The organism is Micromonospora violae, from assembly GCF_004217135.1.
Taxonomy (GTDB): domain Bacteria; phylum Actinomycetota; class Actinomycetes; order Mycobacteriales; family Micromonosporaceae; genus Micromonospora; species Micromonospora violae.
Genome location: NZ_SHKK01000001.1, coordinates 5,252,066 through 5,263,821, shown reverse-complemented (window position 1 = coordinate 5,263,821; position 11,756 = coordinate 5,252,066). Strand labels below are relative to the sequence as shown.

The following is an 11,756-nucleotide window of genomic DNA, read 5'->3' as shown; positions in this document are numbered from 1 at the left end:
TTACAGGTTGCCGCGGGCTTCCTGCTCCCGCTCGATGGCCTGGAAGAGCGCCTTGAAGTTGCCCTTGCCGAAGCCCAGCGAGCCGTGCCGCTCGATCAGCTCGAAGAAGACCGTGGGACGGTCCTGCACCGGCTTGGTGAAGATCTGGAGCAGGTAGCCGTCCTCGTCCCGGTCGACCAGGATCTTGCGGGCCTTCAGCTCCTCGATCGGCACCCGCACCTTGCCGATCCGCTCGCGCAGCTCCGGGTCGTCGTAGTACGAGTCCGGGGTGTCCAGGAACTCCAGACCGGCCGCGCGCATCGCGTCGACGCTGGCGAGGATGTCGTTGGTGGCGACGGCGATGTGCTGCGCGCCCGGGCCCTGGTAGAACTCCAGGTACTCGTCGATCTGGGACTTCTTGCGGGCGATCGCCGGCTCGTTGAGCGGGAACTTCACCTTGCGGGTGCCGTTCGCGACGACCTTGCTCATCAGCGCCGAGTAGTCGGTGGCGATGTCGTCGCCGACGAACTCCGCCATGTTGGAGAAGCCCATCACCCGCTTGTAGAACTCGACCCACTCGTCCATCCGGCCCAGCTCCACGTTGCCGACCACGTGGTCGACGGCCTGGAAGAAGCGCTTCGGCTGGATGCCGGCGTCGATCATCGGCTGCCGGTCCACGATCGGGCCGCGGGCCACGAAGCCGGGCAGGAACGGGCCGGTGTAGCGGGACCTGTCGACCAGGGTGTGCCGGGTGTCGCCGTACGCCGCGATGGCGGCCATCCGGACCGTGCCGTGCTCGTCGGTCACCTCGTGCGGCTCGACGACGCTGGCGGCACCCTGCGCGATGGCGTGCGCGTACGCGGCGTCCACGTCCGGCACCTCCAGCGCGATGTCGCTGATGCCGTCGCTGTGCCGGGCCACGTGCTCCGCGCCGTCGGCGTCCGGGCGCACCGCGCCGGTCAGCACGAACCGGGCCGACCCGCTGGTCAGCACGTACTGGGCGTGGTCCCGGTAGCCCTGCTCGGGGCCGCGGTACGCCACGCAGGTCATGCCGAAGGCGGTGGAGTAGTAGTGGGCGGCCTGCTTGGCGTTGCCGACCAGGAAGTGCACGTGGTCGAGGCCCCGGACCGGGAACGGGTCGCGGCTGATGTCGTGGTCGACAGCGCCGACGAGACGGTCGATGTCGACGTCCTCGGTCGACTGGGGTCGGTCGATCGCCTGGGTCATGATGGGCTCCCTCGCGTACCGGCCGGCCTTGTGGGCCGCCGTGGGTCGGTTCTTGTGGCGAGGATCGCTGCCCCGGCCTCGGGTGGGCAACTGTTGCCGGAAATGCTGGTCAGGTTGCGCATTCGGTATGGTCGTCACTCATGAATGGTGAGCAGAATGTACAGCTCGACGCGCTCGACGTGCGCTTGATCGAACTGCTCGCCGAGGAGCCGCGGATCGGCGTGCTGGAGTGCTCCCGCCGGCTCGGGGTGGCGCGGGGCACCGTGCAGGCGAGGCTGGACAAGCTGGTCGAGCGGCGGGTCATCGAAGGTTTCGGCCCCGAGATCGCGCCGGCCGCGATCGGGTTCGGGGTGACCAGCTTCGTCACGCTGGAGATCAGTCAGCGGCACGGCCACGACCCGGTCACCGCTCACCTCGCGGCCATCCCCGAGGTGCTGGAGGCGCACACCATCACCGGCTCCAGTGACCTGCTCTGCCGGATCGTGGCCCGCTCCAACACCGACCTGCAACGGGTCATCGACCAGATCGTGTCGTCCGCGGGCATCACCCGGGCCTCGACGATCATCGCGCTGGCCGAGCAGATCCCGTACCGCACGCTTCCGTTGGTGCGCAGCGCCGTTCGGGCCGACGGAAGGGCGCTGTAACACCTCCGCGCCCAGAAAGCGCGACGACACGACGGCGCGGGCGCACGGAAGATCCGCGAATCGTGGCTACGGTGTGCGGGTGGCGAAGGGGAGCGTGCGCGGTGGGCTGCTGCTCGGCCTCGCCGTGGTCGTCGCGCTCGCCGCGACCGGCGTGTGGAACCCGTTCCCCGGCCTGTGGGACTGGGTGGACCGCAGCGAACCCATCTCCGAGCCCGACGTGGTCTGGCAGCAACGGGTCGGCGGCACCCCGCGCAGCGTGACCATCGCCGGCGACGCCGTCGTGGTCGAGCAGCGCACCCGGGTCGAGGCTCGCAGCCTGGCCACCGGCAGCCAACTCTGGGAGCGCAAGGCGGACTGGGCGGCGGTCGCCGGCGGCGACCGCGACCCGGTCGTGGCCGTGGGCAAGCTCCTGGTCAAGGGGTACGAGCTGCTCGACCCGACGACGGGAGTGACCCGGCGACGCGACGACGACGCGGTGGCCGTCTGGACGTACCGCAACCTGCTCCTCGACGCCCGGTGCACGGACGCCACCGACTGCACCCTGAGCGCCTGGGACCCGCGCGGCACCACGCCGCTCTGGACGGCCTTCCTGCCCGGGGTGCACAGCGGCCTGCTCGCCGACAACCCGGGTCTGCGCGGCACCCGCCGGTTCACCGCCAACCGGATCGACGACGGCGTGGCCGGGGCGGAAGCCGCGCCACCGCTGCTCGGCTTCCCCGTCGACGGTCGGGTCCACGTGGTCGACACCGCCACCGGCCGGGTGTTGCAGAACGTCGAACCCGCCCGGGACGAACGGCTCTCCGTGGTGGGCGGCCGACTCCTGCGGATCGCCGCCCGATCCCAGGACGGCGCCTGCTACTTCGCCATCTCCGCCCGGGACCCGGCGACCGGGCAGGAGGCGTGGCAGCGCGCCGGCATCAACCTGCGCACCGCCGACTCCGCCGGCTGTGTGCAGCGCGAGGACCCGCAGGGTGCACGGAACGTGCTGATCGGCGTCGCCCCGGACGGCCGCGAGGCGGTCATCGACGGGTACGACGGACGGCTGCTCTGGGTCGGTGAGTCGGGCACCAAGTTGATCGCGGTGGACGACCGGCTGGCGATGTTCCGGGCCGCCGACAAGCGGTCGGTGATCGCCCGTGAGCTGGGCACCGAGAAGGTGCTCTGGACGCGGCCCGCCAGCGGCAAGGCCGGGGCCGCGCTCACCCCGTACGCGGCGGTGGTGGCTGACGAGAAGCCGGCCCGGCTGGCGGCACTGGACCCGCGCACCGGCCGGGAGTTGGCCGTCCTGCGCACCTCGGCGAACGCCCTCGCCGTCGGGTCGCAGGGCATGATCATTGGCGAGGGGCGGGAGATCGGGTACGTCCGCTTCGGCGCGTCCGGAAGCTCACCCACCCGCCCGCCGGGCAACGGGGGGAATCCCGGCCCGGGCGGTCCCGGCCCCGGCCCCGGCGGGCCGAACAACGGCGACTGCGGGCCGAAGGGGGAACTCTGCCCCGAACCGGGTGGCAAGGACGGCTGAGCGGGCGGTTCGCTCCCAGCATCCGGACGGCCGCCGGGCACCGGGCGCCCGGTGGGATGAGAGCGGCGTCCCAGGACCCGCCCGGCGGGTGGGAGTGATCGACCGGTCTGCCCTAGGCTTGCCGCTCATGAGCAGTGCCGCCGCATTCTCGTACGCCCCTCTGCTGCCGACCGGCCCGGACCAGACGGACTATCGCCTGGTCACCGACGAGGGCGTGGACGTCGTACACGGCCCGGGAGGCCGCCGGTTCCTCACCGTGGAGCCGGCCGCGCTCACCGCGCTGACCGCCGAGGCGATGCACGACATCGCGCACTTCCTGCGCCCCGCGCACCTGGCGCAGCTCCGAGCCATCATCGACGACCCGGCCGCCTCGCCGAACGACCGGTTCGTCGCGCTGGATCTGCTGCGCAACGCCAACATCGCCGCCGGCGGTGTCCTGCCCATGTGCCAGGACACCGGCACCGCCATCGTGATGGGCAAACGTGGACGGCACGTCCTGACCGACGGCGCCGACGCCGAGGCCATCTCCCGGGGCGTCTACCAGGCGTACACCAAGCTCAATCTGCGCTACTCCCAGCTCGCCCCACTGACCATGTGGGACGAGCGGAACACCGGCAGCAACCTGCCCGCCCAGGTGGACCTGTACGCCGAGGACCCGGACGGGCACCCCGACGCGTACAAGTTCCTGTTCATGGCCAAGGGCGGTGGCTCGGCCAACAAGTCGTACCTCTACCAGGAGACGAAGGCGCTGCTCAACCCGACGCGGATGATGCAGTTCCTGGAGGAGAAGCTGCGGCTGATCGGCACCGCCGCCTGCCCGCCGTACCACCTGGCCATCGTCATCGGCGGCACCTCCGCCGAGTACGCGTTGAAGACCGCGAAGTACGCCAGCGCCAAGTACCTCGACGCGCTGCCGACCTCGGGTTCGATGAGCGCACACGGCTTCCGCGACCTGGAGCTGGAGGCGGAGGTGCTGGAGCTGACCCGCAACTTCGGCATCGGCGCGCAGTTCGGTGGGCGGTACTTCTGCCACGACGTACGGGTGGTCCGGCTGCCCCGGCACGGCGCGTCCTGCCCGGTGGCGATCGCGGTCTCCTGCTCGGCGGACCGCCAGGCCGTCGCCAAGATCACCCCGTCGGGGGTGTGGCTGGAGCGCCTCGAAACCGACCCGGCGCGGTTCCTTCCCGACGTCACCGACGATTCGCTCGACGCCGAGATGGTCGTCCGGGTCGACCTGAACCGGCCGATGGACGAGATCCGCGCGGAGCTGTCGAAGTACCCGGTGAAGACGCGCCTCTCGCTCTCCGGGCCGCTCGTGGTCGCCCGGGACATCGCGCACGCCAAGATCGCCGAGCGGTTGGACGCCGGTGAGCCGATGCCGCAGTACCTGCGTGACCACGCGGTCTACTACGCCGGCCCGGCGAAGACCCCCGAGGGGTACGCGTCCGGCTCGTTCGGCCCGACCACCGCCGGTCGGATGGACGCCTACGTGGAGAAGTTCCAGGCCGCCGGCGGCTCACAGGTGATGCTGGCCAAGGGCAACCGGTCCCGTCAGGTGACCCGCTCCTGCCAGCAGCACGGCGGCTTCTACCTCGGCTCGATCGGCGGCCCCGCGGCCCGTCTCGCCCAGGACTGCATCAAGCACGTCGAGGTGCTCGAGTACGCCGAGCTGGGCATGGAGGCGGTCTGGAAGATCGAGGTGGAGGACTTCCCCGCCTTCATCGTGGTCGACGACAAGGGCAACGACTTCTTCGCCGAGGTCACCAAGCCGGTGCTCACCGTCGGCCGCCGCTGACCTGACAGGTACGCGAACGGGCGCCCGGCGAACTCGCCCGGCGCCCGTTCTGGCGTCCGTGCTCCTCCGACATCGGTGCGCCCGCCCCGCTGGGGTGGGACGGGCACACCGCCCCCGTCGGATGTCGTCACCGACAACCCGTAGCGAGTGTGCGGCGCACCGCTGTCGATCCGCTCTCAGATCACTATCGCCTGACCGAGGCGATCTGTTACCACCGGACTACGCTGCTGGAAGTTGCACCATTGACGCGGGAGAGCAGATGCGGTTCGGGATCCTGGGCCCCCTGCGGGTGGGTGGTGGCGAGTCCACTGTCACCGCGGGGCGCGACCGGATCGTGCTCGCCATGCTGCTGTTACGGGCCGGCCGGCTGGTGCCGGTCGACGAGCTGGTCGACGCGGTGTGGGAGGACCGCCCGCCGGCCACCGCCCGCGCGCAGTTGCAGACCTGCGTGTCGCGGTTGCGCCGCCGGTTCACCGAACTCGGGCTGGCCCCGGAGCTCATCGTCACCGACCCGGCCGGGTACGGCGTGCGTACCGGCCCGAACGACGTGGACGCCGAGGTCTTCGCCCGGGGCGTGGAGGCCGCCCGTGCCTCGGTTGTCGCCGGCCGGCTGGCCGAGGCACGGGCGGGATTCCGCGCCGCGCTGGCGCTGTGGCGGGGGCCGACACTCGGTGGCATCCCGAGCCGGAGCATCCGCCGCCGCGCCCAGGCGCTCGACGAGCAGCGCCTCACCGCGTTGGAGGAGTGCGTCGACGTCGAGCTGCGTCTGGGTCAGGCGGCCGAGCTGATCGAGGAACTGGCGGAGTGCGTCGACCAGCATCCGTTGCGGGAGCGCCTGCGCGGTCAACTGATGCTGGCGCTGTCCTCGGTCGGGCGGCAGGCCGACGCGCTCGCCGTCTACCGCGAGGGCCGGCGGACCTACGCCGACGAGCTGGGCATCGAGCCAGGGGCCGAACTGCAGGAGCTGCACCAACGGGTGCTCGCCGGCGACCTGGCGCTGGCGGGTCGGGAGGCCCGGCCTGCCGCTCGGGTCCGCTCGCTGCCCCGAGCGATCGGCGACTTCATCGGTCGGCAGGAGACACTGGCCCGCCTGGTCAAGGAGATCGACGGGGACGGCAGCCAGATCCAGGTGATCGACGGGATGCCGGGGAGCGGTAAGACCACGCTCGCCGTGCACGTCGCCACCGCGCTCGCTGACCGCTATCCCGACGCCCAGCTCTTCATCGACCTGCACGGCTACAGCGAACGCCAGCCGTTGACGCCGGCCACCGCCGCGGCGGCCCTGCTCCGCCAGCTCGGCGTGCCGGCGGAGCGGGTGCCGGAGAACCTGGACGACCGGCTGGCCCTCTGGCGGATCGAGCTGGCCGGCCGGCGGGCGGTGGTGGTACTGGACAACGCGGCCACCGCCGACCAGGTGGCACCCCTGCTGCCCAACGGCTCGCACTGCCTGGTGCTCATCACCAGCCGTCGTCGGCTGATCGGGCTTGACGAGGGCCGACCCTCGTCGCTGCCGGTCCTCGACGCCGACGAGGCGATCGAGCTGCTCGCTCGGGTGGCCGGGGCGGAGCGGGTCGCCGCCGAACCGGAGGCGGCGGCCGAGGTGGCGCTCCGCTGCGGGCACCTACCGCTGGCCATCCGTTTGGCCGGCGCACGACTGGCGCACCGGCCGCGCTGGCGGGTCGCCGACCTCGCCGAACGGTTGGTCGCCGGGGCGGGCCCGCTGGCCGAACTGACCGCCGGGCAGCGCTCGGTGGGGCAGGCGTTCGCCCTGTCGTACGCGCAGATCTCACCGCCGGCGCAGCGACTGTTTTCGCTTCTCGGGCTGCACCCGGGTGGACGCCTGGACAGTCGGGTGGCCGCTGCTCTCGTCGACCTGCCGCTGACCGACACGCAGGATCTGCTGGACGAGTTGGTGGACGCGCACCTCGTGGAGGAGGTGCAGCCGGGTCGGTACCGGTTACACGATCTGCTCCGCGAGTACGCCCGGCTGCTTCTCGCCGGACCGCAGTGGCAGACCGAGCGCCGGGCCGCCCTGGAACGGTTGTTGGACCACCACCTGTCCGTCACGCTGGCGATGGCACGGCAGACCGAAGCGGCGGGCAGTCGGCGCAACATCCCCCCGCACACACCGGGCCGCCCCGATCTGCTGGCCGCCCCGGTGTTCGAGGGGCGGGCCTGGTTCGAGGAGAACCACGCCGGGCTCACCGCGCTGGTCCGGATCGCCGAGGAGGAGGACTTCCCGGTCCAGTGCTGGAAGCTGGCCCGGGCCTGCTGGCGGCTCAACTTCGAAGGCGGGCACCTCGACGAGCTGATCGAGACCCACACGATCGGGTTGCGCGTCGCCGAGCGGCTGGGCGACGAGGCGGCCTCCGCCACCATGCTGAACTACCTCTCGTCGGCGTACTTCCGGCTGGCCCGCTTCCCGGAGGCGATCAGCGCGATGGAGGTGGCGCTCACGGTGCGCCGTCGGCTGGGGCTCCGCGAGGACACGCTCAGCACGTTGTGGAATCTGGGCATCTCGTACGCCGCGAACGGCGATCACCGCAAGGGTAAGGCGAAGTTCGACGAGGCCCTCGGCATGATCGAGCGTTCGACCGACCCTTCCACGCTGACCAATCTGTTGAACAACCTGTCCTACGCGTTGATCGCCTGGGGCCGGTACGACGAGTCGCTGCGCCTGACCCGGCTGCACATCATGCTGGCCCGGCAGACGAAGGACCGCCGGCAGATCGAGAACGCGGTGGGACACCTCGCCATGGTCCGGCACCGGATGGGTGACCTGGGCCCGGCCCGCCGTCTGCTGCGGGTGGCGTTGTACCTCAAACGCCAGGCCAACAACCGATTCGGTGAGGGGGAGGTGCTCAACGAGATCGGTGTGATGGAACGTGTCGCCGGCGAGCCGGAGCGTGCCGCCGCCCTGCACCGGGATGCGCTGGTGGCGATGGTGGAGGCCGGCGACCGGATCGGTCAGTGTGCCTCCCGCAACCTGCTGGCCCGGTCGATGCTGGAACAGGGCGATGTCGCCAGCGCGCTCGACCTGCACCGCCGGGTGCTCGCCGACGCCGATCGACTCGGGGCCCGTTACGAGAAGGGCCGGGCGTTGGAGGGCATCGCCCGGTGCGTACGGGCCACTGATCCGGCGGCGGCTCGACTGCACCTGGAACAGGCGGTGGCGCTGTTCCGGCAGGTCGAGTCGCCGGATCAGCACGAGGCGGAACGGCTGCTGGCCGAGTTGGGCTGACGGATCATCTGCGAGTCGGCCACGGGCGCGGCAGGATGGTACGCGTGACGACTCCAGAGGCGACCGGTTACCGCATCGAACGCGACTCGATGGGCGAGGTGGAGGTGCCCGCCGAGGCGCTGTGGCGGGCCCAGACCCAGCGTGCGGTGCAGAACTTCCCGATTTCCGGCCGGGGCCTCGAACCGGCCCAGATCAAGGCCCTCGCCCAGATCAAGGGCGCGGCGGCCGAGGTCAACGGCGAGCTGGGCGTGATCGACGCCAACGTGGCCGCCGCCATCGCGGCTGCCGCCGCGCACGTCGCCGACGGCGGTTACGACGACCAGTTCCCGGTGGACGTGTTCCAGACCGGTTCGGGCACGTCGTCGAACATGAACACCAACGAGGTGATCGCCACCCTGGCGACCCGTGAGCTGGGCTCACCCGTGCATCCGAACGACCACGTCAACGCGTCCCAGTCGAGCAACGACGTGTTCCCGTCCTCGATCCACCTGGCGGCCACCCAGTTCATCGTGGAGGACCTGCTGCCGTCGCTGGCGCACCTGGCGGCCACGCTGGAGGTCAAGGCCGCGGAGTTCGAGACGGTGGTGAAGGCCGGGCGTACGCACCTGATGGACGCCACGCCGGTCACCCTCGGCCAGGAGTTCGGCGGGTACGCCGCCCAGGTCCGCTACGGGATCGAACGGTTGGAGGGCGCGCTGCCCCGACTGGCCGAGCTGCCGCTGGGCGGCACCGCCGTGGGCACCGGGATCAACACCCCGCTCGGCTTCGCCGCCGCCGTGATCGACAAGCTGCGCGAGTCGACCGGGCTGCCGCTGAGCGAGGCGCGTAACCACTTCGAGGCGCAGGGCGCGCGGGACGCGCTGGTGGAGACCTCGGGGCAGTTGCGGACCCTGGCGATCGGCCTCTACAAGATCGCCAACGACATCCGCTGGATGGGCTCAGGCCCCCGTGCCGGCCTGCGTGAGCTGCGCATTCCCGATCTCCAGCCCGGCTCGTCGATCATGCCGGGCAAGGTCAACCCGGTGGTCGCCGAGGCGATGCGGCAGGTCTGCGCCCAGGTGATCGGCAACGACGCGACGGTCGGGTTCGCCGGCTCACAGGGCGACTTCGAGCTGAACGTGATGCTCCCCGTGATGGGCCGCAACCTGTTGGAGTCGATCCGGCTGCTCTCCGCGGTGAGCCGGCTCTTCGCCGACCGGCTGGTGGCCGGCCTGGTCGCGGACGCCGCGGTCTGCCTGGCGTACGCCGAGGGCTCGCCGTCGATCGTCACCCCCCTCAACCGCTACCTGGGGTACGACGAGGCCGCGTCGATCGCCAAGGAGGCGCTGGCCAAGCAGATCTCGATCCGCGAGGTGGTGATGTCGCGGGGCCACGTCGACTCCGGCAAGCTCACCGAGACCCAGCTCGACGAGACGTTGGACCTGCTGCGGATGACCCACCCCTGAGCCACCCTGACCCGGCCTGCCCTGCTCAGCGCAGGTGTCGCGGTCTCGCCCAGCCGAGGAAGCGGGAGAAGAGAGCCGCGGGGTCCGGGCCGTCGTGCGGGTTGAGCCGGTGAAGGTCAGCGGCGGCCTCGTGCAGAACCGTGCACAGGTAGACGCTCAACCCGACCCGGTCGTGCGCGTACTCCTGGCGCAAGGTGAGTCGGGCGACCGGGCACGGCCAGGGCGCGGCGCAGACACGGCAGAGCCAGAGCGGACGCAGCGGCAGGTGCGGTCGACTCGGTGTGGTCGCGCGGTTGGGCACGGTGGTCCGGGACATGGTGTTGCGGTCCTTTCGAGCTGACTCGTTTGTGGCATCACCGCGCGCCCCGCGCCCCCGCGTCCGCGCGTCCCCGCGTCCGCGCGTCCCCGCGTCCCCGCGTCCCCGCGTCCCCGCGTCCCCGCGCCCCGGCGTGTGTCTGAGGTGGCCGGAGGGTGAGGGATGGTCGTTGTCGTCCTTTGCTCTGCACCCGCGGGTGCGACGGCCACGGTCTGTGACTGGTGCCTATTGGGGTGCAGAGCAAAGGACGGTGGCCTGTGCCCATCAGCACGGTGCGGGGGCGGTGGTGATCAAGGTCTTGCCTGGTTGGCCGCCGCGCGAACGCAATGGCTTGGTCTGAGGGTGGGGCCGCCCGGCACGGGAGATCGGGCGGCCCCGTACGGCGCCGCTGGCCCGGGGGACGGGGAGCGGTGCCGCGCTTCACAGTCTGGTGATTGGACGACTACGGTCGGAAGGGTTCGACCTGCCTGTCGTAGCTGCCCTGTTCCGGGGGTGCGCCGGCTCTGGTGGTCGGCTGGAGTTGATCGTCGGCGGGTTGGAGAGTGGCTGGGCATGGCCGATGGACAGATGACGGCGGCGGCATTCCTGATCGCGGAGCTGCGCCGGGCGCGAATCCGGCGCGGCTGGAGTCAGGACGAGCTGGCCAAGGCGGTCAACTACTCGGCGTCGATGGTCAGCGCCGTCGAGCTGGGTCAACAGCCGCCCACCGCCAAGTACCTGGAACTCGTCGACCGGGCCCTGGACACCGGCGGCCTCTTCGGTCGGATGTCCACCGAACTGGTCAGCCTGGACCGGGCCCAGCCCTGGCTACGCGGCTGGCAGGCGATCTTCGAGCAGGCGCGCACGGTCCGGTGGTACGAGCCTCGCTACGTGCCTGGGCTCTTCCAGACCGAGGCATACGCGCGAGCGGTCTTCGAGGCTGGGAGCCTGCTCGCTCCCGAGGAGGTGGACCGGCGACTGGCCGACCGGATGGATCGCCAGGGAGTGCTGCACAGCGAACGTGCGCCGCAGATCGTGGCGGTGCTGGACGAGGCGGTGCTGCGGCGACGGGTGGGCGGGCGGAAGGTGATGCGCGAGCAGACGCTGCACCTGGCCGGCATCGCCACCGGGCATCCTCGGGTCCGGCTGCACGTGGTGCCGCGATCCGCCGAGGAGTATCCAGGGCTCGGCGGGCAGTTCGCGCTCGCCGCCCTGCCCGACGGCACGGAGTTGGCCTATATGGAGTGCCAGGTTCGCGGCCAGGAGTTGGACCAGCCGCGGGATCTTTTGCGATTGCAGCGGGTCTGGGAGGCTACCTTGGGCGAAGCCCTGCCCCCGCAGGCGTCCATCGAATTGATCAGCGAGGTGGCCGAGTCGTGGAGTTGACCGACGCTCGATGGCGCAAGAGCAGCCGCAGCAACCAGGACAACAACTGCGTCGAGGTGGCTACGAATCTTGGGGGTGTGGTCGGGGTGCGAGACAGCAAGGACTCGGACGGACCCGTGCTCGTTGTCGACGCGTACTCCTGGCGGCTCTTCGTGGCCGCGCCCCCGCGCTGACGCGACCGCCTCGCCCGCGACGGCGGTCGGGTAAACGGCTCGACGGAGCCCT

9 protein-coding genes are annotated in these 11,756 nt (G+C 71.2%); 7 read left to right on the top strand and 2 right to left on the bottom strand.

From position 1 onward, the window contains the following. A complete protein-coding gene (gene hppD, locus EV382_RS23585) occupies positions 1–1,206 on the bottom strand; it encodes a 4-hydroxyphenylpyruvate dioxygenase (protein ID WP_130405259.1) in 1,206 nt (401 codons plus the stop codon). A 140-nt stretch (positions 1,207–1,346) separates the two neighbouring features. Between hppD and EV382_RS23580 the strand changes: the two genes are divergently transcribed. From EV382_RS23580 to EV382_RS23560, 5 genes are all read left to right on the top strand, one after another. Further along, positions 1,347–1,850, top strand: coding sequence for an Lrp/AsnC family transcriptional regulator (locus EV382_RS23580; RefSeq protein ID WP_130405257.1), 504 nt, complete (start codon positions 1,347–1,349; stop codon positions 1,848–1,850). A gap of 73 nt (positions 1,851–1,923) precedes the next feature. Continuing rightward, positions 1,924–3,369 (top strand): outer membrane protein assembly factor BamB family protein, encoded by a 1,446-nt coding sequence (locus tag EV382_RS23575; RefSeq protein ID WP_425271925.1) that lies wholly within the window; start codon positions 1,924–1,926, stop codon positions 3,367–3,369. Between the two features lie 127 nt (positions 3,370–3,496). Next, positions 3,497–5,164 (top strand): fumarate hydratase, encoded by a 1,668-nt coding sequence (locus EV382_RS23570; protein WP_130405255.1) that lies wholly within the window; start codon positions 3,497–3,499, stop codon positions 5,162–5,164. 259 nt (positions 5,165–5,423) lie between these two features. Next, the gene (locus EV382_RS23565; protein ID WP_130405253.1) at positions 5,424–8,405 is read left to right on the top strand and encodes an AfsR/SARP family transcriptional regulator; all 2,982 of its coding nucleotides are present in this window, start codon (positions 5,424–5,426) and stop codon (positions 8,403–8,405) included. Between the two features lie 35 nt (positions 8,406–8,440). Continuing rightward, a complete protein-coding gene (locus EV382_RS23560) occupies positions 8,441–9,850 on the top strand; it encodes a class II fumarate hydratase (RefSeq protein WP_208758484.1) in 1,410 nt (469 codons plus the stop codon). A 25-nt stretch (positions 9,851–9,875) separates the two neighbouring features. On the opposite strand, the gene EV382_RS23555 is transcribed toward EV382_RS23560, so the two are convergent. Then, positions 9,876–10,166, bottom strand: a complete 291-nt coding sequence (locus EV382_RS23555; protein WP_130405249.1) for a hypothetical protein — start codon at positions 10,164–10,166, stop codon at positions 9,876–9,878. Positions 10,167–10,718: 552 nt separating this feature from the next. On the opposite strand from EV382_RS23555, the gene EV382_RS23550 reads away from it, so the two are divergent. Together EV382_RS23550 and EV382_RS23545 are read left to right on the top strand one after the other, a co-directional pair. Further along, positions 10,719–11,531, top strand: coding sequence for a helix-turn-helix domain-containing protein (locus EV382_RS23550; RefSeq protein WP_130405247.1), 813 nt, complete (start codon positions 10,719–10,721; stop codon positions 11,529–11,531). Beyond that, entirely contained in the window at positions 11,522–11,704 is a 183-nt protein-coding gene (locus tag EV382_RS23545) for a DUF397 domain-containing protein (RefSeq protein WP_130405245.1), read from the top strand. The genes EV382_RS23550 and EV382_RS23545 overlap by 10 nt, the downstream gene beginning before the upstream one ends. Positions 11,705–11,756: the final 52 nt, after the last annotated feature.

Excerpts from the sequence above, each read along its gene's own strand:
- EV382_RS23560 (WP_208758484.1), top strand. The coding sequence starts at position 8,441 with ATGGTACGCGTGACGACTCCAGAGGCGACCGGTTACCGCATCGAACGC.
- EV382_RS23570 (WP_130405255.1), top strand. The coding sequence starts at position 3,497 with ATGAGCAGTGCCGCCGCATTCTCGTACGCCCCTCTGCTGCCGACCGGC.
- EV382_RS23580 (WP_130405257.1), top strand. The coding sequence starts at position 1,347 with ATGAATGGTGAGCAGAATGTACAGCTCGACGCGCTCGACGTGCGCTTG.
- EV382_RS23565 (WP_130405253.1), top strand. The coding sequence starts at position 5,424 with ATGCGGTTCGGGATCCTGGGCCCCCTGCGGGTGGGTGGTGGCGAGTCC.
- EV382_RS23550 (WP_130405247.1), top strand. The coding sequence starts at position 10,719 with ATGGCCGATGGACAGATGACGGCGGCGGCATTCCTGATCGCGGAGCTG.
- hppD (WP_130405259.1), bottom strand. The coding sequence starts at position 1,206 with ATGACCCAGGCGATCGACCGACCCCAGTCGACCGAGGACGTCGACATC.
- EV382_RS23555 (WP_130405249.1), bottom strand. The coding sequence starts at position 10,166 with ATGTCCCGGACCACCGTGCCCAACCGCGCGACCACACCGAGTCGACCG.